Here is a 24,090-nt window from a genome sequence, read left to right on the forward strand (position 1 = left end):
CTACTATTGAACGATTGAATGTAATAACATAGCGCTTACATAGAAAATAAAGGAAAAATTCATGGCTCAATCGCACAAGCTGAACCTCGCCAGTCAAGGCACTTCATTAAAAGCTTTGTTTAGTGGATACCTGATGGTGGTCGCTGTTGGCTATCTGATGGCTATCGTTCAGATTCAACTCACGCATGGCTTGGCGGATGGTAAATACGGTCTATCTGTTGATGATATTGTTATCAGCTATTATGGCAACCGAAATAACTCTTTATTGGAAAACAAACTAAGTGGCTCAATGAAGCCGATGGCGAGTGATGAAGATCGTGCTGCCATAGTTACATGGGTGCATCAGGGCGCCACGGAAGCCGCTTATGAAGGCACTGGTATTAAACAAATCTTTGAAGCCAATTGTATCCCATGTCACAACGCTGACTCAGGTATGCCTATCCCTGACTACACTGATTTTAAAAATATCAAAGAACGTGCGGTTGTAGACACCGGCGCCTCATTCCAGTCACTCGCTCGTGTCTCACATATTCACTTATTTGGTATTGCCTTTATCTTTATGTTTGTAGGTTTAATCTTCAGCTTGGCTTCAGGCGTACCTAAAGCACTGAAAGTTACCGCAATAGTGACACCTTATGTCTTCCTAATTGTTGACATTAGCTCATGGTGGCTGACAAAACTTAATCCAAACTTTGCATGGATGGTCATCATAGCCGGTGGCGCCATGGCGATGTCATTTGCCTTTATGTGGTGTGTATCGATGTATGAAATGTGGATTATGCCAAAACGCCACAGTGACGACCGTGATGCATTATTAGACGAATAAGTCATCACAAAACACTACTTAAAACTCAAGCCATTTACCCCTTTCGGGTAAATGGCTTTTTTATTTGTTTCTCTTCAGAATAATGGTCGGTCTATCGGGAAAGTCTTCCATTTCGTTATATAACGTATAGATTTATTTTCTGAAATATCGTAAAAACAGAATAAATCAGATCTAGAAAGGGTACCCCCAGTCGTGGATACATTATGGTTACTTTGCTCAGCTTGCCTTGTGTTTACTATGCAGGCCGGATTTCTCTGTTTGGAAAGTGGCTTGGTCCGCAGTAAAAACAGCATTAACGTCGCCGCAAAAAATATTACTGACTTTACTATATCCAGCGCCATCTTTTGGTTAATTGGCTTTGGCATTATGTTTGGGGATAGTGTTTCTGGCTTTTTTGGTTTAAGCCATTTTATGTTTGGGGATACCCCCACAGCTAATGCCACCACTTTCTTTATTTTTCAGATGATGTTCTGCGGCACGGCCGCCACCCTGGTTTCTGGTGCCGTAGCCGAACGTACCAGTTATATTGGTTATGTGATTATTACAGTGACTATCACCTTATGTATCTACCCTATTATCGGTCATTGGGCCTGGGCAGGTATTTTCACAGGCACTCCCACAGGCTGGCTTGAAATGCTGGGGTTTGTTGATTTTGCCGGCTCGACAGTTGTGCACTCTGTCGGTGGCTGGGTAGCCTTAGCGGCTATTTTGATCATTGGGCCGCGTATTGGACGCTACGATGTCGATAACCGACGTATCCCTGGCAGCAATCTGCCCATGGCCGTGTTAGGTGCGATGCTTATCTGGTTTGGCTGGTTTGGCTTTAATGGTGGCAGCACACTGGCCTGGTCAGATAATGTGCCCAGCATATTACTCAATACCTTAGTTGCCGCACTTTGGGGTGGTATCTCAACCACCCTTCTGAAATACATCTCCGACGGCTATGTTGATGTATTAATGATTATTAACGGTGTATTAGGCGGTTTAGTCTCAATCACGGCAAACTGTCATGCAGTGAGCAGTGACCAGGCGTTTTTAATTGGCATCATTGGTGGGATTATCGTCTTTTATGGTGACAAGCTGCTCGAGTGGAAAAAGATCGATGATGCTATCAGTGTTATTCCTGTGCATTTATTTGCAGGTATCTGGGGTACGGTTGCACTCGCATTACTTGGCGATCCTGCCAAAATTGGCACAGGGCTGAGTCGATTAGATCAGTTAGAAGTGCAACTTTTAGGGATTGCCAGCATCGGTCTTTACAGTTTTGTCATTGCCTATGTAGTGTTCAAAATAATCAATCACTTTTATCCACTGCGTGTTGATGCGAATGCAGAATTAATCGGGCTCAATGTGGCGGAGCACCGTGTCAGTACCGAAGTTTTTGACCTTCTTGCTGCCATGCATCACCAGCAACAAAAGTCTGATTTTTCATCTACTGTCCCTGTTGAGCCTTTCACTGAAGTGGGTCAAATTGCTCAACAATACAATCGCGTTATAGATAAGGTTAATCAAGAGATAAAACAACGCGATCAAGCATTCTCTGCTTATAAAGAGAGTGAGTTTCGAAAAGGTGCCATTTTGCAGGCAGCCATGGATTGTATTGTGACTGTCAACGAACGCGGAGAAATTATTGAGTTTAATCCAGCTGCTGAGCAGTGTTTTGGTATGTCGAAGCGCTCAGTGATGGGACAAAACTTTTTTGCTTTATTTATTACTGAACAGTCTCGTACTGCAGCGATGAATAATTTATCACAAGGCTTTGTCAGTGGTGATGGATTGGTGCTGAAACGACACAATATTGCTGAGTTAACACGAAGTGATGGCGAAGAGTTTCCTGCTGAAGTAGTCATCACACAAACTACAGACACAACACAGCCGCGTGTCGAATATACCTTGCATATCCGTGATATTACCCAGCAAATAAAGCTACAGAATCGCCTTAAACAACTGGCTTATAACGATCCGCTCACCGGGCTCTATAACCGTACTTATTTTATGAGCCATTTAAAGCAGCTACTGCAATATCATCAACAAACGCCCGGTTCGGTCGTGTTGATGTTTCTGGATTTAGATCAGTTCAAAAAAATTAATGACAATCTGGGTCATAAAGCCGGTGATGAACTGTTATGCGAAGTCGCTCATCGTCTCGGTAAAGTGACACGAGAACTTGATCTGGTTGGACGTTGGGGTGGTGATGAGTTTGTCATTGTCCTGTCTGGTGATATCACGCTCGAGAATGCCGAAAGCAAAGCCATGGATATTTTGAGTGTGATGCGGGCTCCAGTGACCTTGGCTCAACAAAATCTGGTCGTGCCTACCAGCATTGGTATTGCTATATCCGTAAACGGTCAGGTTCAAGCTGAACAGCTGTTACAGCACGCTGACATTGCTATGTACAAAGCCAAGCAGGCAGGACGCAACACCTATCGCGTTTTCCTTGAAGAAATGAGCGAAAAATCCCTGCAACATTTTCAACTTGAACATGCATTACCTGATGCTATCAAGAAAAATCAGTTATTTTTGGAATATCAACCAAAAGTGTCTTGTGAAACCAGTGAAGTAGTCGGTTTTGAAGCCTTATTACGCTGGAAACACCCGGATCATGGCTTAATCATGCCTGGTGACTTTATTCCGGTTATTGATGAATCCAATATGATCATAGATGTGGGGGAATGGGTCATTGAAAATGTCATCAAGCAGTTGTCAGCATGGCGTGATGCCGGTGCGACCCTATTACCCATCGCCATCAATATCTCAGGTCATCACCTGCACTCCAATACATTAAGCGCTTATGTTGAAAAACTGATGACGCAGTATGGCATCCGCGGCGACATGCTGGAATTTGAGATTACGGAAGGCGTTTTAACCGGCAACACAGAAGAAAGTATTGCGGCTTTGTCAGCGTTGAAAAAAACGCATATCCGCTTATCAATCGACGATTTTGGCACCGGCTATTCCTCTCTCAGTTACCTGAAAAAATTTCCTGTGGATGTGCTGAAAATTGATCAGGCCTTCATTAGAGAGTGCAGTATCAATATTGAAGATGCCGCGATTTGCAAAGCGATTATTACATTAGCCAAAAGTCTTGGCCTGGAAGTCATCGCAGAAGGCGTTGAAAATCAGGAACAATTACAGTTCCTGAAACAACACCACTGCGATGTTTATCAGGGATATTATTTCAGCCGGCCTATAGCAGCAAAACACGTCATGACGTTATTAGAGCAAAACCTTTCTGTGACTTAAACCTGCTTAGCTGTTGGCCTTTTCCTCCAACAGCTCCCAGCGCTCGAAAGCTTCTGACATTTTTGCTTCTAATTCAGACAGTGCTTGTTGAACCTGGCTGACTTTGTCTGCCTCTTGCTGATAGAAATCTGGCTCCGACATCTTTGCTGTTAGAGTTTCTTGCTCCATTTCCAGCTTTTCAATAATGGCTGGCAACGCTTCAAGATCCAGTTTTTCTTGGTAAGTCAGTGTGGATTTCTTTGCGGGTTTACTCGCTGGCTTTTCAACTGCAGGTTTAGTTTCAACTTTTGGTTTGTTGTTTTGTGTTTCCGTGCGTTGTCTTAACCAGTCATCATAACCACCGACATATTCACGTAGTTCGCCGTCGGTATCAAACACAATACTGCTGGTGACCACATTATTAATAAAAGAACGATCATGGCTGACCAACAGTAAGGTACCAGAGTAGTTCAGCAACAAATCTTCCAGCAATTCCAATGTCTCAGCATCGAGATCATTAGTCGGTTCGTCCATCACCAGTAAGTTAGCAGGTTGGGTAAACAGTTTCGCTAGTAACAGCCGATTTCGTTCGCCGCCAGATAAGGCTTTGACCGGTGTTCTCGCTCGGTCAGGCGTAAACAGAAAGTCCTGCAGATAACCAATAATATGTTTACGGCTACCGTTAATTTCTACGTGATCACTACCCTGTCCCACGTTTTCAACCACCGATTCTTCTTCATCGAGTTGGCTGCGTAATTGATCAAAAAAGCAATTTCCAGGTTGGTACCGAGTTTCACTGAACCGTGTTCAGGTTCGATTCGTTTCAACAAGATGGATAACAGTGTACTTTTACCGCAGCCATTCGGACCGATGATACCGATACGATCACCACGCTGAATGACAATAGAAAAATCGTCAAACAACATTTTGCCATCATAACTTTGGCCAATATGTTCAGCCTCTAATACCAGCTTGCCGCTTCTGTCAGCTTCCTGCAGTTGAATATTTGCTGTTCCCTGACGCTCACGTCGTTGACTACGCTCTTTACGCAAAGCTTCCAAAGCTCTGACGCGGCCTTCATTACGCGTGCGACGAGCCTTGATGCCCTGGCGAATCCAGACTTCTTCCTGAGCCAGTTTTTTATCAAACTGCGCATTTTGTTCAACCTCTGCCGCCAGCAACTCTTCACGCTTTTTCAGGTAGTTTTCATAGTCACCAGGGAAGCTGACCAGATTGCCACGATCCAGTTGAACAATACGTGTGGCTAATGCCTGCAGGAATGTCCGATCATGGGTGATAAACAAGACTGTGCCACCATAACTTTTCAAAAAGCCCTCAAGCCAGGTGATCGATTCGATATCCAAATGGTTAGTCGGCTCATCGAGCAAAAGAATATCTGGCTGTTTGACCAATGCCTGTGCCAGTAACACCCGACGTTTTTTACCACCAGATAAACTATCAAATTCTGCATCAGGGTCTAAAGATAATTTTGAGATAACTGTTTCGACGCGTTGCTCTAATGACCAGCCATCAGCCGCTTCAATTTTATGCTGTGCTTTTTCGAGTTTATCCAACAGAGCTTGTGAGCTATCTGTTTGTAATTGATGAATAATATCGTGATATTCCACCAGCAGCGGCGCCACTTGACCCAAGCCAGCCGCCACCACATCAAATACTTTGCCGTGTGTACCACTGGGGACTTCTTGTTCCAGACGCGAAATGACGAGGTCTTGAATACCGATCATTTCACCTGAATCAGCCGTGACTTCACCGGCAATCAATTTCATCAGTGTCGATTTGCCGGCACCGTTGCGACCAACTAAACACACTCGCTCACCACGATCGAGTTGAAAATCGACATTATTTAATAAATTTGGACCGCCAAAACTGACGGTGATTTGTTTTAATGACAGTAATGCCACAGTTATTCCTCAGCAGCTTGTGCTGCTTCTAATTGTTCGCTGGCATCAAACCATTGCATTTCAGTTTCTTCCAGCTGTGTTTTAAGATCCGCCTGCTGTTGTAATAAGTCTTTTAACTTATCCTTGTTAGCATCGGTATAAAGTGCTGTGTCGGCAAGTTGCATTTCTAGTGTGGATAACGCTTCATTGAGCTTCTCCATCTTCTGCTCGGCTTTTTTCACCGTGTTACGAAGCGGTTGCAGCTTCTGCCGTTGCTGAGCGGCGAGTTGTCTGTCCTGTTTTTTATTATTAATCGCAGTAGACGACTCGGCTGTTTTTTCCGGTTTATCTTTATTTAATAACCACTGACGATAATCATCCAAATCGCCATCAAATACGGTCGCCAGCCCATTCGACACCAGCCATAAATCATCGGTGACCGTACGTAGTAAATGTCTGTCATGCGAGACAACGACGAGTGCGCCTTCAAAATCCTGCAAGGCTACAGTCAAAGCTAAACGCATTTCCAGATCAAGGTGATTGGTTGGTTCATCCAGTAACAATACGGCCGGTTTCTGATAGACCAGAATAGCGAGCACCAATCTGGCTTTTTCACCACCAGAAAATGGCGCAACCGGCTCTAATGCTTTGTCACCGTGGAAACCAAAACCACCGAGAAAATTTCGGCACTCTTGTTCTGAAGCCAGTTTATTCAAACGTTGGATGTGCTTTAAGGGACTGTCATCTGGTCTTAGCTGTTCCAGCTGATGCTGAGCAAAATAACCAATGCGAATCTCTTTGCCTTCTTTACGTTTACCGCTCAGAGGCTCTAACACGCCGGCAATGAGCTTAATTAATGTCGACTTACCCGCCCCATTCGGCCCTAACAGCCCGATTCGATCTCCCGGTGCCAACCGCATTTTGATATTGCTGATCAGAGGCTTATTTTCATCATACCCCACCGACGCTTTATCTAAATCCAACAAAGGTGTGGCCAGACGACTTGGCGGGAAAAAATCAAAATGAAACGGTGAATCCACATGGGCTGGTGCGATTAATTCCATTCGCTCCAGCGCTTTAATACGGCTCTGGGCTTGTCGAGCTTTTGTCGCTTTCGCCTTAAACCGCGTCACAAAACTGCGCATATGGGCAATTTCACGCTGTTGCTTTTGATGGGCCGCTTGTTGATTGGCCAGATGCTCAGCTCGAGCCAGTTCAAAGTCTGAGTAGCTACCGGTGTATAGTTTTACACGCTGTTGTTCAATGTGCGCGATATGTGTGACGACCCGATCCAAAAAATCACGGTCATGCGAAATCACGATTAACGTGCCAGGGTATGCTCGCAACCATTCTTCCAGCCAATAAACAGCCTCTAAATCCAGATGGTTAGTTGGCTCGTCCAGGAGTAATAAATCAGAACGGCACATTAATGCTTGTGCCAGATTGAGTCGCATTCGCCAGCCACCTGAGAAAGCGGTCACAGGCCAGCTCTCTTGCTCAGCCGTAAAACCCAAGCCATGTAACAGTTTGCCTGCACGGCTATTTGCTGTGTAGGCATCAATCGCGGCCAATTTATCGTGTAACACGCTGACTAGGTGACCATCATGATTGGCTTCTGCTCCAGCCAGTTGTTGGTTCAATTCAGTTAACTCGGCATCACCTTCCAGTACATAATCCAGTGCAGAAGTGTCCACGGCCGGTGTTTCCTGGGCCACATGAGCGATGGTCCAGACATCAGGAATCGACACCTCACCGGTATCGGCATGAAGTTGTTGACGTAACATCGCAAACAAACTGGATTTACCGGTACCATTTGCACCGGTCAGACCAACCCGCTGTCCGGGGTGAACAATAAGATTGGCTGATTCAAACAGTAATTGCGTGCCGCGACGAAGAGAGACTTGATTGAACTTTATCATGGCACGAATTGTATCAAGGCCCGGGCCTGTCTAGCAGAATTTCTTACGATGCGGTCTCGGGTAACTGCCAGTTTATGGGTGATAGCCCATGTTGTGTCAGGTAGTCATTCGCCTGACTGAAATGACGACAGCCAAGAAAGCCGCGATGTGCAGATAATGGCGACGGGTGAGGTGCTTTTAAAACCAGATGTTTCTGCGGGTCAATCACGCTACCTTTTTTCTGGGCGTAGCTACCCCACAACATAAACACGACATTTTCACGTTGTGCATTTATGGTTTCGATGACTTTATCAGTGAACTGTTCCCAGCCTTTACCTTGATGGGCATTGGCATTTGAATCTTCGACGGTTAATACCGCATTGAGTAACAATACTCCCTGCTTCGCCCACGACTCCAGATAGCCATGCTTGACAGGCATCACACCGAGATCGGCCTCTAGCTCTTTATAAATATTCACCAGTGATGGCGGCACTTTGACGCCGGGTTTGACCGAAAAGCATAAGCCATGAGCCTGACCTGGCTGATGGTAAGGATCCTGTCCGAGGATGACGACTTTTACCTCATCAAGTGGTGTGGTTTCTAAAGCATGAAACCAATCAGCGGAATGAGGATAGATTTTTTTATGCTGATCTTTTTGCTGACGTAAAAACGTCTTCAGATTTTGCATATAAGGTGCTTCAAATTCTGACGCCAAAACGGTCTGCCAGCTGGGCGCATGTTCCAGAACCATGTTTATTCCTTACAAAAAACTCAAGGTATGATACCGAATGTTATTGACTGTAAAACAGCTTTCACAGAATAAATGCGATACAAGAAGTTTTTCCTTAAATAAAACAGGAGAATATCCGATAGGGTCATCATCTCCCTGATGCTAGCCTATGTGTATTGTTTATTGCAGGTGTCACTTTCGTGAGAACACATTTACACATCCTCATCAGTCTTTTTATGATTGGGCTACTAAGCGCCTGTGACAACAATGAAGAAGACTATGACCTGAGTGCTTCTGATACGACAGTGCCATCACCACTAGAAAAAGAGGATATACCCCAATGGTTGGAAGCCTACGATGATCTGACACCTCAAGACTGGCTTATTTTACGCAGTGCCGCCGCATTGAGAGGTGAAGTTACAGATCGTGACCATCGGGTTGAAATTTTGAAGCATGCCTCACAACACTTCCGTGAAAGTCCACGCATGATTGCCAACAGAGCGGTACAGTTGGAAGACATGTTGTTAGAAATAGGTATTGAAGAGAGCGCTGTTAGCCTGATAGATATGTTTACCCACTTGCCAACCGAAGGCACGCCTCATAATTTCTCAGCCTATTGTCAGTACTATTTTAATATGCGGTCAAAAGGCTATCATCAAGGGTACGCCCTCACCCAATTATCAAAACTGAAATAAATGCAGCAGCTCTCCCCATCATTTGGGACGGGAGAGAGGATTGGTCAGGGAGAGCCGTGCATATTCTCTAGCCGGGAAATGGTGCATTAAAACTCAGCATCTTAAGTTTTAATGCTTGGCGTTGTTGCTCGGTAAGCACTTCAAATAGCTCATGAGAAAACTGAGCCTTTGTTAAGGCATAACGTTTGTGAATGACCAAGGATTGATCAATTAATTTTTCCAGCTTGTGCTTATCAAAATCATCAGACAATGCCATTTCTTGAATACGGCGTCTGACTTGTCGTGCCTTCTCTCGATCCTCCTCCATTAAGTCGCGCTCTTTTTCCAGCAACATTAAAACTTTTGAATTTTGAGCCGGAGTTAAATTGAGATCGTGTAAGAAAAACCCTACATCATCAGGCTTTGGTTTGTGTTGCATGTTTGGATGCACCAACGACACTTCATGATGTTTTATGTGATTGGCCTCGCCATTCATAGTAATAGCGATGGCAACAACAGGCAGAATAATCATCAGTAAAATTATTTTCTTTATCATTGTCTTTAACCTACTTTCAGGCCAATCACCTTGAACTTGAGAGCCAGTATCACGCATCAGCATGTTAACGAGGGTTAGACAAAGGTAAAAACAAGTAAAGATTGCTGGCTAAAGCTGGAGCCATCATTCAGTACACTCTATGATGGCAGCATCAACAGAATAAGGAGTTGGCTGTGGCGAATGTACTCATCATTGACGATGATGCTGAATTGGTTGAATTATTTGAGGAGTATCTGGAGCAAGAACAGTTTCAGGTGAAAAGTAGCTTAACCGGTAAAGTTGGTTTGGAAATGGCGCTCAGTGGCTCGTTTGACTTGATTATTCTGGATATGATGTTGCCAGATATTTCAGGCACAGAAATCCTGCTACAAATTCGCCAGAAAAGTCTGATTCCGGTACTGATGTTCACCGCTAAGGGTGATGATATTGATCGTATTATAGGCCTGGAGTCGGGTGCTGATGATTATGTGCCCAAACCCTGCACACCAAGAGAGCTCGTTGCTCGTATTCGTGCGATTCTTCGGCGAATGGATGCTGTTATGGTGGATATGCAGTCACAGGATATTCAAATAGGTCCTCTTCAACTGAGTGCTCAAAAACGACAGGCCTTGTGGTTTGAAAAGCCACTGGAGTTGACCAGTACTGAATTTAACCTACTCGAAGCATTGGTGCGTAAAGCCGGTCAAGTTGTCAGCAAAGATGAACTATCTCAACGCGCACTGGGTCGGCCATTGGTGCGGTTTGACCGCAGTATTGATGTGCATATGAGCAGCATTCGTCAGAAACTGGGCAACCAGCAAGACGGACAGTCCTATATTCAGACAATAAGAGGCAAAGGTTATCAATTCATTCGGGAATAATCATTAGGATGAGTAAGTTATTCTGGAAATTCTTTACTGTGTTCTGGCTGGCATTATTATTAGCCGGACTCAGCGTGGGAACGGTCGTTTGGTTACATCATAAATCCATACAAGAACAAGCCAATAAAACCGATCCGGAAATCGATGTTGATGCGCATGCTTTTGTCTCAGTCGCCGCCGAAATTTTCAGCTATGGTGGTAAGACTGCATTAATTACTTTCTTGGAAAAAGCGCATCATGCACCATTTCCAGACGTCTATGCCATCGATGATAAGGGGAATGACGTACTGGGTCGCTCTATTGATCCCAAAGTTGTGGGCTACGCGCGAGCATTATTTCTGCAGGGGAGTTCCCCCTCGCCATCCGCTACGTTTCTGATAAAGAAAATAATGCATTACTCTTTTTCTCGCCAATAAAACGCGGGGTATCAGAAACACTCTTTATCGGGCCACCGCATGAGCGACGTGAGTTTGGGCCAGCTCCCATGCTCAATGAACCTTTTCCAACACCACCCTTTGAAACCAGGCGCATTCCCCCTCCCCCTCTGAAACCGTGCCCTATCCACTCGTTTTATTGATTGGCTCTGGTTTGATTGCAGCGATTTTTTTAGCGCGTTGCTGGCCTGGTACTTTACCAAGCCCATCGGATTACTGAGACAGTCTTTCTCAAAGTTAGCAGAGGGCCAACTTAACACCCGCATAGGCAACAAAATGGGGCATCGACGAGATGAGTTGGTGGAACTGGGCCAGAATTTTGATGATATGGCCGGAAAGATTAGTCATCTAATGTCAGCACAACAACGCCTTTTGCACGATGTCTCACATGAACTTCGTTCACCACTGGCGAGAATGCAAGCGGCCATTGGTATTGCTGAACAACAACCAGAGAAAACACCAGAAATATTAAATCGTATAGAGCGGGAATCACAACGCATGAGCGATCTGGTCGGTGAATTACTCGTCTTATCCCGTCTGGAGACTGGCGTGACGGATAATGTTCATGTGGAGATTAGCTTGAATGATCTGCTGGATGAAATTATCAGTGATGCCCGTTTTGAAGCCAGTAGTAAACAGATAACAATCCATTACACGATTGCTGAAGATATTTTTATTACGGTAAGAAGTGAATTGATACACAGAGCTATCGAAAATATTCTGAGAAATGCTATTAAGTTCTCTCCTGAAAATGCAGAGATCACTCTGCGGGTAACAACGGACAGCATAAAGCAACGTTTATGTATTGTGATCGAAGACAACGGTCCTGGTGTTGCAGAAGCCGATATTGAATCCATATTCAAACCCTTCTTCCGGGGACAGCTCACACATAGAAATGACAGTATAGGTTTAGGCTTGGCTATCGCGTATCGAGCGGTGAGTGCACATCATGGTGAAATTAAAGCAGCTAACAGGCAGGAAGGTGGTCTTCGAGTTGAGGTCGAATTACCCTATAAAAAATAATCCGTTTAGGCGGTTAAAGAAACATGGCGTTTAACATTAGTTTCAAGGCTTAACGCTTCTTTATCGTTTATTTGAGCTGAACTCCTCGCTTTGGGTTTCTGATTAATTGTATCGATATCACTCACCAACACACCGACATCATCAACACGAAGATTGTATGCTTGAGGCCGTTTTTCTGGCTTGCCATCATTCGCCTGTATTCGTATAGCTAGCTCATTAGCGAGTTCATATTGCTTATTAGGAATTACGCCTTGGCCATCTATTATTTCGTTGGCATCATTTTGCAATGGAAAAGAAGATTTATTGTTATTGGCTCGACTTTCCGCTATCTGCTGAAGCGCTTTTTCTATCGTGTCTTTATCAAGAAAGCTTTGCTCTTCTTCATTCAACTTTGCATAAATAGCATTGGCCTTCTCAGTTATATTCGTTGACCTTGAATATTGATAATGCAGATTATTAGATAGACCGTTTATAGCCATAACTTTACCCTTATCCTTTTTAAGGGTGACGATAGCTTTAAAGCTATGTCACTTAGTTATCTCACACTATATTTCTATTAACTTATTGATAATAGACAGGAAAAAGTAAACCTATGTAAAAGCATGTAAAGGACTCATGAACACACGGAGCAGAGAAATGACGCTGATTTGTAGCCTAACAACGCTGCCTAAACAAAAAATATGATCTTTTTCTATGAGTTAAGCAACTGACTTAAATAGAGAAATACTAAACCTCCAATTAATTTCAAAAAACTACTTGCTAATTTAAATGATAATCATTATCATTATTAACCGATGGAGTTGATAGGAATTTGTGACAACAAAGGCCGACCTACTCCCTCTCTCTTAAATCTGAAAACCGAGTTTGTTGCCAGTCTTTTGGCTGGCAACTTTTTTCAGTCACTCCCCGTCGATGGCTTTCAAAAAATCCCTTTGAGCTGATTTTTCTACGTGTTTTGCCTACAATGTTATTTTTTCTAGGTACAACTTTGACAAAAAATGCCCGACAAACTGATAAAATCTGACGCTGAATGGCGTGAAGAACTGAGCGAAGATCAATTTTATGTAACGCGTCAGTCTGGCACAGAACCCGCATTCTCTGGCATCTACGTCGATCATGATGATCAAGGCGTCTATAGATGTACCTGCTGTAAACAAGCCTTGTTTTCGTCTGAAAATAAATTCGATTCTGGTTGCGGCTGGCCAAGTTTTTCTGCTCAGATATCTCATGGCGTGGTCAACCATCTGGCCGATCACAGTCATGGCATGGACCGAACAGAAGTACGCTGTCAACACTGTGATGCACACTTAGGTCATATCTTCGACGATGGTCCGGCACCGACAGGGCTTCGTTATTGTATTAATTCGGTAGCACTCGATTTTGACGACCAAAACTGAATGGACGGTTTATATCATCGAGGCAGATAACGGTCATCTCTATACCGGTATCACCACTGATTTATCGCGCCGATTTCAAGAGCATCAAGCCGGCAAAGCTGGTGCGCGTTTTTTTCACACCAGTCAGGCAAAAAAGATTGTCTACCAGGAAACACAGCCTGATCGCAGTCAAGCTTCTAAACGTGAAGCAGCTATAAAAAAACTCAGCCGACAGGCGAAATTAGCCCTTATCGCTACACGCTAACAATCTGTATAATGGCGCTTTTTTTCAGCGTCATTCTTGTCGCAATCAGATAACAGGATATTCCCTTGCTCAGTACTGCAAATATCACCATGCAATTTGGTGCTAAACCCCTATTTGAAAATGTGTCCGTCAAATTTGGTGACGGCAACCGTTATGGTCTCATTGGCGCTAATGGTTGTGGTAAGTCCACCTTTATGAAAATTCTCGCTAAACAACTTGAGCCTACCTCAGGCACGGTTATGCGTGACGTGAATGAATCATTTGCCGTATTAAAGCAGGATCAGTTCGCGTATGAAGATCAACGCGTCATTGATGTGGTAATCATGGGACAACCTGAGTTATACGAAGTCCACATTGAGCGTGACCGCATTTATAACCTGCCAGAAATGAGTGAAGAAGACGGTCTCAAAGTCGCTGAACTGGAAGGTCAGTATGCAGAAATGGATGGTTACACCGCTGAATCACGTGCCGGTGAACTATTACTGGGTGTCGGCATTCCTGTTGAACAGCACTACGGCCCGATGAGTGAAATCGCACCAGGTTGGAAACTCCGTATTTTACTGGCACAAGTGCTGTTTGCTGACCCGGATATCATGCTGCTTGACGAGCCGACTAACCATCTGGATATCAACACAATCCGCTGGTTGGAAGACACACTTAATCAGCGTAACAGTACCATGATTATCATTTCGCATGACCGCCATTTCCTGAACAGTATTTGTACACATATGGCCGACATGGACTATGGTGAACTGCGAATCTATCCAGGTAACTATGACGAATATATGCTGGCATCGACACAGGCTCGTGAACGTTTGATGGCGGATAATGCAAAGAAAAAAGCGCAGATTAAAGAACTTCAGGGCTTCGTTGCTCGCTTCTCTGCGAACGCATCCAAAGCTAAACAAGCCACTTCTCGCCAGAAACAAATGGAGAAAATTCAGTTGGAAGATATCAAACCTTCCAGCCGGGTCAATCCCTTTATTCGTTTTGAACAGGACAAGAAGCTATTTCGTAATGCATTAGAAGTCAGCAAAATCACCCAGTTTTATGAAACGGATGAAACCTCATTATTTAAAGACTTTAGCTTTATGACTGAAGTTGGTGAGAAAATTGCCATTATCGGCCCCAATGGTATTGGTAAAACCAGTTTAGTCAAAACCCTGGTAGGTGAGCTTCCACCTAAATCAGGTGAAGTGAAATGGTCAGAGAATGCCAATATTGGTTATTACGCGCAGGATCATGATCATCTATTTAAAGATGATTTGACCCTGTTTGAATGGATGTCTCAGTGGGCCGGACCTGAAGACGATGAACAAGTCATCAGGGGCACTCTGGGTCGCTTATTATTCTCGGGCCACACCATCGACAAAAAAGCCAATGTGTTATCTGGTGGTGAAAAAGGTCGGATGTTATTCGGTAAATTGATTCTGCAACGTCCGAATATTCTGGTCATGGACGAACCCACGAACCATATGGATATGGAATCAATTGAATCGTTGAATATGGCACTAGAACAATTTGAAGGCACGCTGATCTTTGTCAGTCATGATCGTGAATTTGTCTCTTCACTCGCGACACGCGTCTTTGATATGGAAGCCGATGGTATTACGGACTTCCGTGGTAGCTATGATGAGTATTTAAAAAGTCTGGGTGTAACAAATTAATTCAGCAAAATAGCCATAAGGCTGGGAGCGTAAGCCCCCAGCCTGAATTAATCTAAGGCTTCGGCCTGGAAGGCATCACAACGGGATAAGTCAAAACTGTGTGATGTTTGTATTTTCTTATTCGCATCACGCAAAGCTGTTCGCATCCCCTCTTCCAGTACCGGATGATAAATTGGCATCGACAGCACTTCGGTTGCCGTCAATTCCTGACTGATAGCCAAAGCCAGCGAATGAGCCATGTGCTCAGCCGCAGGACAAGCCATTTCTGCCCCCACAATCTTTCCAGATGATTTATCCAAGTAAACTCGCATCACTCCCTGGTTTCGTTGTGCAGCCCGCGCCCTACCCTGATCTGTAAAGCTCGCTTCCCCTATGACGATTGTCTGCTGATCAAGTTGTTGCAAAGCAGTGCCCACCACAGCACAGCCTGGTTCACTAAATACAATACTGAGAGGTATACGACGACAATAGGCTTCTACATGGTCACTCATTACATTATGCCCTGCGATACGCCCTTCATCAGCCACTTCGTGTAATAACATTTTATCGGCCGTCGCATCACCAGCGATAAATACCGCTGAGCCTTCTATTTGAGTCGTATTCGGATTAATGTCTGGCATCCCCTTGTCATCAAGGCTGACATCCAGTTTATTCAGTCCCATGCCATCCAGATTGGGGCGTCTACCCACTGCTACCAGCACTTGATCCACTTCCAATTCACTTTTCTGAGTGATGACTTTGACCCCGTTTTCAGTCTCCTCTAAATCCGCTTCAGTTTCTGTGTAGAGCGTAAATTCTTTAGCCAGTGTTTCGTGCAATGCCTCACTGACCTTTTTATCTGTCAGTCCCGCCAACATAGACTCTGCGCCAAATGCCGTGACTTCGATACCCAATCGTGACAGAGCCTGAGCCATTTCAATACCAATAGCCCCCAGACCGATAACAGCGATCCTGGGCTTTAAATCAGTTTGTTCAAACAAGATATTGGTGGTGAGAATTTTATTGTTGCCTATTTGCTCCCACTCAGGCGGTAGTACAGGTCTGGAGCCAGTGGCGATAATGATCTTTTTGGCGGTATACACATCATCGTTCACTCTGACAGTGTTGGGCCCGGTGAGCGTGGCTCGACCGGTGATCACCTTATCCTCAATCTGACTGATCGACTTTAATGTACTGGAAACAAAATAATCTCGTATATGACGTAGCCGGCGTAATACCGCTGGTATATCAATACTGAGTTGTTCCGCATTCTGGATACCAAACTCAGCAAAAGTATGACGACGGTGATAAGCATTTGCCGCTTCAATAAGCAGCTTGGATGGCATACAGCCAACTCGGGCACAGGTGGTGCCATATTCACCTTCGTTAATTAACAAAAACGCATCCGTTTTCTTCTGCACTTGCTTGAGCGCGGCTAAACCTGCGGTACCTGCCCCGATAATAATGACATCGGTCTGGGTTGTATTTGACATGATAGTCCTTTGAGGAGCGATATTTAATCTTCGATTCTAAACCCAACTTTGATGGTGACCTGCCAGTATTTCACACCATCATTTTCAATATAACCACGGGTTTCAATCACTTCGAACCAGTGCATATGTTTGACCGTTTCACCGGCTTTTTTGATGGCATTTTGAATCGCCTGATCGGAACTTTCACTTGAACTACCGGTTAATTCAATCAGTTTATAGGTATGTTCACTCATCTCTGTCTCCTCACTGTCAGAAAGTCATTTGAATTTCCATCATAAAACCTAAAACCCGACATTACCAGAAATGCGCAATATCACATTAAACAAATGATTTTTCTATCTTTTGCCATTTCAGGATCGTATAATATGCCGTTTATCATCCCGCTCCTCAGTTTTGCGTTCAAAACTGACATTCACAGGTTTTTGCATGTCCACAGAACAACTTGACTCGATCCCCTCATTCAGTGAGCTGGGTATCGCTCCCGCTATTGTCAAAGCAATCAAAGAAGCCGGTTACGAAACACCGTCACCGATTCAAGCCCAAAGTATTACGCCATTATTAGAAGGTCGTGATTTGCTGGGTCAGGCCCAAACCGGTACAGGTAAAACGGCCGCCTTTTCTCTCCCTCTATTAAGTCGTTTGAATGATCGTCAAAAGACACCACAAATTCTGGTACTCACCCCCACGCGTGAGTTAGCTATTCAAGTCGCTGAAGCCATGCAAGGTTATGGTCGTCATATGAAAAACTTCCATGTGTTACCTGTTTATGGTGGTCAAAGCATGGGCATTCAATTACGCCAGTTACAACGTAGCCCACAAGTTATCGTCGGTACGCCTGGTCGTATTCTTGATTTGATTCGTCGCGGTAAATTACCCCTCGAAGATTTGAAAGCACTGGTGCTGGATGAAGCTGATGAAATGCTGCGCATGGGCTTTATTGATGATGTTGAAACCATTCTGAAAGAAACACCAGAAACACGTCAGGTGGCTTTATTCTCAGCCACCATGCCTAAACCAATACACCGTGTTGCACAGCGTTATCTCAATAATCCTGTTGATGTGCATATCAAATCAAAAACATCGACCGTAGATACGATCACACAACGCTACTGGCAGGTAACCGGGTTACATAAACTGGATGCATTGACGCGCATTCTTGAAGTTGAAGACTTTGATGGCATGATTATCTTCGTGCGTACTAAAAATTCGACAGTGGATTTATCTGAAAAGCTAGAAGCACGTGGTTACGCCAGTTCACCACTAAACGGTGATATGAATCAGGCGCTACGTGAAAAAACCATCGAAAGAATGAAAGCAGGCAAGATTGATATCTTGGTTGCCACCGATGTGGCTGCTCGCGGTCTGGATATCGAACGTATGAGCCATGTCGTTAATTACGATATTCCTTATGACACCGAATCTTACGTTCACCGCATTGGTAGAACGGGTCGTGCAGGCCGTAAAGGTGAAGCAATTTTATTCGTCTCTCCACGTGAAAAACGTATGTTGGGTGCGATTGAAAAAGCCACTAAACAGACGATTACTCGGATGCAACTGCCTAGTAGCGAAGATATTGCTGACCGTCGTGTTATGGCCTTTAAACAAGACCTGACAGAAACCATCGAATCTCAAGATCTCGCTTTTTTTGAAAATCTGATTCGTCAGTATCAAGAAGAACATAATGCGGATCCGATTGAAATGGCGGCCGCCCTTGCCTTCCAGGTACAGAAAAGTCGTCCTTTAAATCCTCCTGTTGTCCATTCAGAACGCAAACAACCTAGAGAGCGAGCTGAGCGTGGTGATCGTCCTGAACGAGCGAATCGTGGTGAACGTGGTATGCGTTCAGAAAGACCACCAAGAGCAGAACGTAGTCCTCGCCGTCAGGCAGCTCATCAGGCTGAAGAAGGTATGAAAACATACCGGATCGAGGTCGGTGTAGAACAAAATGTTGAGCCAAAGCATATCGTGGGTGCTATCGCCAATGAAGCTGGTATGGATAGTCGTATGATTGGCCGTATTACGATTAATCAGGATCACAGCCTGGTTGATTTGCCTGATGGTATGCCAAAAGATATTTTCCAGCATTTAAGAAAAGTCTGGGTTAATAATAAGCAGCTCGAGATTAGTCTGCCCGGCGCTGAGGCAGATATGTCATCTGCGAGATCAGAAAGAAAACCTCGCCGAAATGGACCGCCAGGAAAAACCAAGAAACGTCCAGCCATAGCCGCAAAAAAGCAAAGAAAAGCTAACCGCGACTAAAGGCCATATAAGCACTCAAAAGAGCCCGCAAGTGAATCGTACTGAGCGGGCTTTTTTATGTCTTTATTCCCACTAACTTCCGCAATGCAGACACTCATGCCACAATACGCGCATGCTGAATATTATCTGGATCGCTTTTTTCTCATCGCGTTTCTCGTTGCCTTGTTTAAATTACTGGTACTGGGCGATCAGTTAATATTCACCCAACTCATGCAAGCCATGTTTGAACTGGCCAAAACCGCCTTTGAGATTTCTCTCGGGCTGACAGGTGTGCTGGCACTATGGTTGGGTATCATGAAAATCGGGGAGCGAAGCGGCTTTATTCAATTACTGACGGCGGCTTTAACACCATTATTTCAACGCCTCATGCCCGATATTCCCAGAAACCATCCAGCTATTGGGGCCATGGTGATGAATATCTCTGCTAATGCACTTGGTCTGGATAATGCCGCGACGCCGCTGGGCATCAAAGCCATGAAGGAACTACAGAAATTAAATCCGTTCAAAGATACTGCCAGTAATGCCCAAATACTGTTTCTGGTGATTAATACCTCTGCTGTCACCTTGTTTCCCGTCACCATCTTTACTTATCGTGCACAAATGGGCGCAGCCAACCCAACCGATGTCTTTATTCCCATTCTAATTGCCACATATATCTCTACTTTGGTTGGTTTACTCAGTGTGGCATGGGTACAGAAAATTAATCTTCTGGATCGTGTTATTTTGGCTTATCTGGGTAGTTTCACAGCGTTTGTGCTGGCCTTACTCATCTATTTTTCTCATCTACCGCAGCAAGAAATGGTCAGCCAATCGTCATTAATCAGTAACCTAATTTTATTTACCTTGATCATTATATTTATCACAGCCGCCTGGAAAAAAAGGATCAATGCTTACGATGCCTTTGTTGATGGGGCAAAAGAAGGGTTTGAAACAGCCATCACCATTATTCCCTATCTGGTAGCTATGCTCGTAGCTATTGGTGTATTTCGCGCCAGCGGTGCTATGGATATGCTTGCTGAAGGCTTACGCTATATTATTTTGAGCCTGGGTTTAGATGACCGCTTTATAGAAGCCTTACCCACCGCATTGATGAAGCCTTTTAGTGGCAGCGGCGCACGAGCAATGATGGTCGATACGATGCAAGCCTATGGTGCAGACTCATTTTCCGGACGACTTTCGGCTATTGTTCAGGGAAGTACTGAAACCACCTTTTATGTTTTAGCAGTCTATTTTGGCTCTGTTGGTATCAAGCACATCCGTCATGCTATCGGCTGTGGACTCGCCGCAGATATAGCCGGTATTTTGGCGGCTATCACTGTCGCCTATTGGTTTTTCGGCTAGTAAGTAAAAAAAACATACCTACTCAAGAAAAATTTGCTAAATTTTGCAACCTGTTCAACCCCTTACCTCAATGGAACCAGCAGGTCACCCGACTAACAGCACTCCATCTAAGTAATTGGTCTGGTTTATTTGTCCGTTTGGAGATTCCATGCTTGAAGCCACTACTACAACCTACTGAGTCAGCGTACGATCTTATCGCCGATACCATCGCCGATCGCGGCTACTGTGTTCTTCCACAACTTCTTCACGCTAATCTTAATCATGCCCTTCATCAGCGTGTCATGAATTTAGATGATGATGATTTCAAACGCGCAGGTATTGGACGAGAACAGGATTTTCAGTTGAATAACGCTGTTCGACGTGATCAAACTCGTTGGTTAACCCCAGACAATAGCACTGATAAGGCTTATCTCGATCAAATGTCAGAGTTTAGGCTCGCTATAAACCGCCGACTGTTTATGGGCTTGTTTGACTATGAAGCTCACTACGCACATTACGCACCCGGCGCTTTTTATAAAAAACATATGGATGCTTTTAAAGGTGAATCTAATCGGGTTTTAACTACCGTGCTCTATCTCAACCCAGAATGGCAGGAAGAAGATGGCGGTCAGTTGTTAATTTATGCGCCTGAGACTAACACTGTCATTGAGACGGTCAACCCAAATTTTGGCAGTTTTGTTATTTTCTTGAGTGAGGAGTTTCCTCATGAAGTAGTCAAAAGCTGTCGAGATCGTTACAGTATTGCTGGTTGGTTCCGATTACATGATCCTTTACAAGCCCCGTTGATATGACAAAAGACTTCACTATTTTTCAGTTAGGGCACCCAGTTCTTCGCCAAGCAACTGAAAAAGTTGAAGATATTCTAAATCCTGAGTTCCAGGCCCAACTCGATGCGCTCATGGAATTTGTTCTTGAAAAAGGTGGCATGGGCATAGCAGCGCCACAAGTGGGCATCTCACAACGTTTTTTTATCATGTCTTCCCATCCTAATGCCCGTTATCCGCATGCGCCTGATATACCTGCGTTTTTTGTCATTAATCCAGAGATTATTACTACCTCAAATACACAAGAAAAAGATTGGGAAGGTTGTCTGAGTTTACCCGGTATTCGTGGTTTAGTTCCGCGTCACACACATATACTGGTTCGTTATCAAACGCGTCATGCAGAATGGGTCGAAACGCATTATGATGATTTTCTAGCACGTGTTTTTCAGCATGAATTTGATCATCTGCAAGGACATGTTTTTCTTGACCGTGTTGAGACAAATTTTGACATCATGATGGAACAAGAGTGGCAGAAACTAATGATGACAAGAACAGAGAGTTAAAAACCATATGGGACAAAAGTTTGATGCCTTATCTGATCGCTTAATCGAATTCATCCAACAGCAGCACATTTTTTTTGTGGGCACGGCAACAGAAGACAGTCGGGTTAATATTTCGCCTAAAGGAATGGATTCTTTGCGTGTACTGACACCAAATAGAGTGATTTGGCTAAATGTCACGGGTAGTGGTAATGAAACCGCTGGTCATATTCAGCAATTGCCAAGAATGACAGTCATGTTCACTGCATTTCATGGTAAGCCAATGATCCTGCGTCTGTATGGTACTGCCAAAGTCATTCATCATAATGATGCCGAATGGAGCGACTTATATCACTTATTTGATGCCCTTCCCGGTGCACGGCAGATCTTCGATCTCAGCATTGAGCTCGTGCAAACATCCTGTGGTATGGCCGTCCCTTACTATGCTTATCAGGGCGAACGTGAACAACTCAATAATTGGGCTGAAAAAAAGGCGTTGAAGGGATTGAAGACTATTGGCGAGAAAAAATGCCAAGACCATTGATGGCATTGTGACTGACATTGAAGATAAGAATTTAAGCTAAAGCATGCTCGAATATACGGAATACACAAAATTTCTGGTGTCATTAATCGCCATTGTTAATCCCCTAGGCATTATTCCAATCTATATTAGCCTGACAGCTGACTATAGTAGTGCTGAACGAGCGAAGATCGCGCGAACCGTCATTATTGCAGCGACTACTATTCTGCTGGTGACAGCCTTTTTCGGGCAATGGGTATTAGAGTTTTTTGGTATCAGCATCAATTCATTTCGTGTTGGCGGCGGTATCCTGCTCTTATTGATGGGGATAGGGATGCTACATAACACCAGTAAGGGCTTGAAACAAAATCATGAACTGGCACAACAGTCTGGTGAGTCAATTGCCGTCGTGCCTCTCGCCATGCCACTACTGGCAGGTCCTGGCGCCATCAGTACCGTCATTATCAATGCATACAAAGGACATGGTGTCGCTCACTACAGCCTGATTGCTCTGGACATCATTCTGCTGGGCTTACTGCTATGGATTTTATTGCTGCTTGTGCCGTGGATAGCAAGACGTATGTCAAGCAATGGTATTAACATTGCGACACGTATTATGGGACTGATTCTCACAGCCATCGCCGTTGAATTTATTGCCAATGGTTTGAAAGGTTTATTTCCTGCTTTGTCCGCTTAAGCTTCTTAACCAAACATCTTTCCGACTTGCTGCGTCAACTCAGCTGAGCGATTTGGGTTACGTAAAGCAGACATGACCTTGTCTCGCATGGCAGGCATGTACATCAAGTCGGCCAAGATATGGCTAAAGCCTTCATAATCCGCTTCATTAATAGCGAGCCTCTCAACATAGAGCTGACACAGTTCTGGCTCTTCAAGCACTTTCCAACATCTACCAGCGATAACAGCCAGGACTTCGATATGACGGCTGATGTCTGAACAAAGCACTTGCTTGACCATACCTTCAACTATGCCCTGAGCAGAACTATTTGACACAGCCCTTAGGCAGGCACAAATTTCTGCCATATCAGGCTGATTCTGTTCCAACTCATTCTTCAATCGCCACTGTAGTGCTTCGACCAGATTATTAGCGGGCTCTGCATTTTCCATAAAAGACGTCAACATATGAAAAGGTTGAGGCGGTAATTGAGGCAGGGTTTGTATTATGGCTTTCGTCAACGCTCTATCATCAGTTCTCACTGCCACATCAGCCACACCCTGCATGCCGAGCACTTGCCAACTGTCGAACGATTTTTGCCCAGTAAAATACGCAAAGGCCGCTTCATAGAATGACGAGGCTTTTAAACTCAGACTCTTTGTGGCCTGAGCATTAAAGGCGGCCATCCGATCTTCACGAGGATTAAAACTGTATGGACTATCTTTTAGGGCACCTTCTATGTAATTTCCATCTGCAGCTGCGAGTAAACACTCACCAACTCTATCCAGAACCATCACCAGAAACTCATCTCGCGCCGCTTGTATCAGCAAGCCCTGCTCATCAAGCGGAAACTTCAAAAACCAGACGTAATGTCTATCTGTGAACTGAGGATGCCAAAAAATAATGCCAAATAAGGCTGTACGTTGAAACGGATAAGGATATGGCACTTCAGCCGCTTCAAAGCGGGTAAATTTCTTTGCACTCAGCTTGGTCACTCTGCGTCCCATATCAAAAACACGATAATGGGCGCCACTCTGCTCTAAGAAATCACTTAGGGTGGTAATGGTATTGTCGCTCATGGATAGCTCTA

General features: G+C 44.4%; 22 protein-coding genes and 1 pseudogene. 15 read left to right on the forward strand and 8 right to left on the reverse strand.

All coding sequences use genetic code 11. The features are described 5' to 3' along the window. Positions 1-61: 61 nt before the first annotated feature. Together QUE24_RS04475 and amt are read left to right on the forward strand one after the other, a co-directional pair. The gene (locus QUE24_RS04475) at positions 62-826 is read left to right on the forward strand and encodes an Aq_1264-related membrane protein (RefSeq protein WP_286305446.1); all 765 of its coding nucleotides are present in this window, start codon (positions 62-64) and stop codon (positions 824-826) included. Between the two features lie 192 nt (positions 827-1,018). After that, positions 1,019-4,069: an ammonium transporter gene (amt, locus tag QUE24_RS04480; RefSeq protein WP_286305447.1), complete on the forward strand. Its 3,051-nt coding sequence runs from the start codon at positions 1,019-1,021 to the stop codon at positions 4,067-4,069. 6 nt (positions 4,070-4,075) lie between these two features. Here the strand turns inward: amt and uup are convergent. From uup to ung, 3 genes and pseudogenes are all read right to left on the reverse strand, one after another. Next, positions 4,076-5,970: pseudogene (uup, locus tag QUE24_RS04485) on the reverse strand (ATP-binding cassette ATPase Uup). Between the two features lie 2 nt (positions 5,971-5,972). Further along, entirely contained in the window at positions 5,973-7,868 is a 1,896-nt protein-coding gene (locus tag QUE24_RS04490; protein ID WP_286305448.1) for an ATP-binding cassette domain-containing protein, read from the reverse strand. Positions 7,869-7,911: 43 nt separating this feature from the next. After that, entirely contained in the window at positions 7,912-8,598 is a 687-nt protein-coding gene (gene ung, locus QUE24_RS04495) for a uracil-DNA glycosylase (RefSeq protein ID WP_286305449.1), read from the reverse strand. A 179-nt stretch (positions 8,599-8,777) separates the two neighbouring features. On the opposite strand from ung, the gene QUE24_RS04500 reads away from it, so the two are divergent. Continuing rightward, complete coding sequence (locus QUE24_RS04500) at positions 8,778-9,272, forward strand: hypothetical protein (RefSeq protein WP_286305450.1); 495 nt, start codon at positions 8,778-8,780, stop codon at positions 9,270-9,272. A gap of 67 nt (positions 9,273-9,339) precedes the next feature. On the opposite strand, the gene QUE24_RS04505 is transcribed toward QUE24_RS04500, so the two are convergent. Continuing rightward, on the reverse strand, positions 9,340-9,807 hold the full coding sequence (locus QUE24_RS04505) for a Spy/CpxP family protein refolding chaperone (RefSeq protein WP_286305451.1): 468 nt from the start codon (positions 9,805-9,807) through the stop codon (positions 9,340-9,342). Positions 9,808-9,980: 173 nt separating this feature from the next. On the opposite strand from QUE24_RS04505, the gene QUE24_RS04510 reads away from it, so the two are divergent. The 3 genes from QUE24_RS04510 to QUE24_RS04520 all read left to right on the forward strand — a co-directional run bounded on the left by QUE24_RS04510 (position 9,981) and on the right by QUE24_RS04520 (position 12,124). Continuing rightward, positions 9,981-10,667: a response regulator transcription factor gene (locus QUE24_RS04510; protein WP_286305452.1), complete on the forward strand. Its 687-nt coding sequence runs from the start codon at positions 9,981-9,983 to the stop codon at positions 10,665-10,667. Between the two features lie 8 nt (positions 10,668-10,675). After that, on the forward strand, positions 10,676-11,083 hold the full coding sequence (locus QUE24_RS04515) for a hypothetical protein (protein WP_286305453.1): 408 nt from the start codon (positions 10,676-10,678) through the stop codon (positions 11,081-11,083). A 198-nt stretch (positions 11,084-11,281) separates the two neighbouring features. Continuing rightward, positions 11,282-12,124, forward strand: a complete 843-nt coding sequence (locus tag QUE24_RS04520; protein WP_286305454.1) for a sensor histidine kinase — start codon at positions 11,282-11,284, stop codon at positions 12,122-12,124. 5 nt (positions 12,125-12,129) lie between these two features. Here the strand turns inward: QUE24_RS04520 and QUE24_RS04525 are convergent, their stop codons facing one another. Then, on the reverse strand, positions 12,130-12,603 hold the full coding sequence (locus tag QUE24_RS04525) for a hypothetical protein (RefSeq protein ID WP_286305455.1): 474 nt from the start codon (positions 12,601-12,603) through the stop codon (positions 12,130-12,132). Positions 12,604-13,122: 519 nt separating this feature from the next. On the opposite strand from QUE24_RS04525, the gene msrB reads away from it, so the two are divergent. From msrB to QUE24_RS04540, 3 genes are all read left to right on the forward strand, one after another. Continuing rightward, positions 13,123-13,521 carry a peptide-methionine (R)-S-oxide reductase MsrB gene (gene msrB / locus QUE24_RS04530; RefSeq protein WP_286305456.1) on the forward strand — a complete coding sequence of 133 codons (399 nt, stop codon included), beginning with the start codon at positions 13,123-13,125 and terminating at the stop codon, positions 13,519-13,521. Beyond that, a complete protein-coding gene (locus QUE24_RS04535) occupies positions 13,505-13,765 on the forward strand; it encodes a GIY-YIG nuclease family protein (RefSeq protein ID WP_286305457.1) in 261 nt (86 codons plus the stop codon). Before msrB ends, QUE24_RS04535 begins: the two co-directional genes overlap by 17 nt. 65 nt (positions 13,766-13,830) lie before the next feature. Further along, the gene (locus QUE24_RS04540) at positions 13,831-15,432 is read left to right on the forward strand and encodes an ABC-F family ATPase (RefSeq protein ID WP_286305458.1); all 1,602 of its coding nucleotides are present in this window, start codon (positions 13,831-13,833) and stop codon (positions 15,430-15,432) included. A gap of 47 nt (positions 15,433-15,479) precedes the next feature. Here QUE24_RS04540 and QUE24_RS04545 read toward each other — a convergent pair whose 3' ends face one another. Together QUE24_RS04545 and QUE24_RS04550 are read right to left on the reverse strand one after the other, a co-directional pair. Then, entirely contained in the window at positions 15,480-16,904 is a 1,425-nt protein-coding gene (locus QUE24_RS04545) for a dihydrolipoyl dehydrogenase (RefSeq protein WP_286305459.1), read from the reverse strand. 23 nt (positions 16,905-16,927) lie between these two features. Next, positions 16,928-17,137: a dodecin gene (locus QUE24_RS04550; RefSeq protein WP_007145985.1), complete on the reverse strand. Its 210-nt coding sequence runs from the start codon at positions 17,135-17,137 to the stop codon at positions 16,928-16,930. A 193-nt stretch (positions 17,138-17,330) separates the two neighbouring features. Between QUE24_RS04550 and QUE24_RS04555 the strand changes: the two genes are divergently transcribed. From QUE24_RS04555 to QUE24_RS04580, 6 genes are all read left to right on the forward strand, one after another. Further along, on the forward strand, positions 17,331-19,163 hold the full coding sequence (locus tag QUE24_RS04555; protein WP_286305460.1) for a DEAD/DEAH box helicase: 1,833 nt from the start codon (positions 17,331-17,333) through the stop codon (positions 19,161-19,163). 96 nt (positions 19,164-19,259) lie between these two features. Continuing rightward, entirely contained in the window at positions 19,260-20,504 is a 1,245-nt protein-coding gene (locus tag QUE24_RS04560) for a nucleoside recognition domain-containing protein (protein WP_286305461.1), read from the forward strand. Between the two features lie 152 nt (positions 20,505-20,656). After that, complete coding sequence (locus tag QUE24_RS04565; protein ID WP_286305462.1) at positions 20,657-21,295, forward strand: 2OG-Fe(II) oxygenase; 639 nt, start codon at positions 20,657-20,659, stop codon at positions 21,293-21,295. Further along, complete coding sequence (gene def, locus QUE24_RS04570) at positions 21,292-21,831, forward strand: peptide deformylase (RefSeq protein WP_286305463.1); 540 nt, start codon at positions 21,292-21,294, stop codon at positions 21,829-21,831. Before QUE24_RS04565 ends, def begins: the two co-directional genes overlap by 4 nt. A 7-nt stretch (positions 21,832-21,838) precedes the next feature. Beyond that, positions 21,839-22,351, forward strand: coding sequence for a pyridoxamine 5'-phosphate oxidase family protein (locus QUE24_RS04575; protein ID WP_286305464.1), 513 nt, complete (start codon positions 21,839-21,841; stop codon positions 22,349-22,351). A 43-nt stretch (positions 22,352-22,394) separates the two neighbouring features. After that, positions 22,395-23,024: an NAAT family transporter gene (locus QUE24_RS04580; RefSeq protein WP_286305465.1), complete on the forward strand. Its 630-nt coding sequence runs from the start codon at positions 22,395-22,397 to the stop codon at positions 23,022-23,024. A gap of 5 nt (positions 23,025-23,029) precedes the next feature. On the opposite strand, the gene QUE24_RS04585 is transcribed toward QUE24_RS04580, so the two are convergent. Further along, entirely contained in the window at positions 23,030-24,079 is a 1,050-nt protein-coding gene (locus QUE24_RS04585; RefSeq protein WP_286305467.1) for a DUF3549 family protein, read from the reverse strand. Positions 24,080-24,090 lie beyond the last annotated feature (11 nt).

The sequence above is a fragment of the Methylophaga marina genome, assembly GCF_030296755.1.
Lineage (GTDB): Bacteria > Pseudomonadota > Gammaproteobacteria > Nitrosococcales > Methylophagaceae > Methylophaga > Methylophaga marina.

What these genes read in the sequence shown, in the direction of transcription:
- QUE24_RS04475 (WP_286305446.1), top strand. Translation starts at nt 62, where the DNA reads ATGGCTCAATCGCACAAGCTGAACCTCGCCAGTCAAGGCACTTCATTA.
- QUE24_RS04490 (WP_286305448.1), bottom strand. Translation starts at nt 7,868, where the DNA reads ATGATAAAGTTCAATCAAGTCTCTCTTCGTCGCGGCACGCAATTACTG.
- ung (WP_286305449.1), bottom strand. Translation starts at nt 8,598, where the DNA reads ATGGTTCTGGAACATGCGCCCAGCTGGCAGACCGTTTTGGCGTCAGAA.
- QUE24_RS04505 (WP_286305451.1), bottom strand. Translation starts at nt 9,807, where the DNA reads ATGATAAAGAAAATAATTTTACTGATGATTATTCTGCCTGTTGTTGCC.
- QUE24_RS04515 (WP_286305453.1), top strand. Translation starts at nt 10,676, where the DNA reads ATGAGTAAGTTATTCTGGAAATTCTTTACTGTGTTCTGGCTGGCATTA.
- QUE24_RS04525 (WP_286305455.1), bottom strand. Translation starts at nt 12,603, where the DNA reads ATGGCTATAAACGGTCTATCTAATAATCTGCATTATCAATATTCAAGG.
- msrB (WP_286305456.1), top strand. Translation starts at nt 13,123, where the DNA reads ATGCCCGACAAACTGATAAAATCTGACGCTGAATGGCGTGAAGAACTG.
- QUE24_RS04545 (WP_286305459.1), bottom strand. Translation starts at nt 16,904, where the DNA reads ATGTCAAATACAACCCAGACCGATGTCATTATTATCGGGGCAGGTACC.
- QUE24_RS04550 (WP_007145985.1), bottom strand. Translation starts at nt 17,137, where the DNA reads ATGAGTGAACATACCTATAAACTGATTGAATTAACCGGTAGTTCAAGT.
- QUE24_RS04555 (WP_286305460.1), top strand. Translation starts at nt 17,331, where the DNA reads ATGTCCACAGAACAACTTGACTCGATCCCCTCATTCAGTGAGCTGGGT.
- QUE24_RS04560 (WP_286305461.1), top strand. Translation starts at nt 19,260, where the DNA reads ATGCCACAATACGCGCATGCTGAATATTATCTGGATCGCTTTTTTCTC.
- def (WP_286305463.1), top strand. Translation starts at nt 21,292, where the DNA reads ATGACAAAAGACTTCACTATTTTTCAGTTAGGGCACCCAGTTCTTCGC.
- QUE24_RS04575 (WP_286305464.1), top strand. Translation starts at nt 21,839, where the DNA reads ATGGGACAAAAGTTTGATGCCTTATCTGATCGCTTAATCGAATTCATC.
- QUE24_RS04580 (WP_286305465.1), top strand. Translation starts at nt 22,395, where the DNA reads ATGCTCGAATATACGGAATACACAAAATTTCTGGTGTCATTAATCGCC.
- QUE24_RS04585 (WP_286305467.1), bottom strand. Translation starts at nt 24,079, where the DNA reads ATGAGCGACAATACCATTACCACCCTAAGTGATTTCTTAGAGCAGAGT.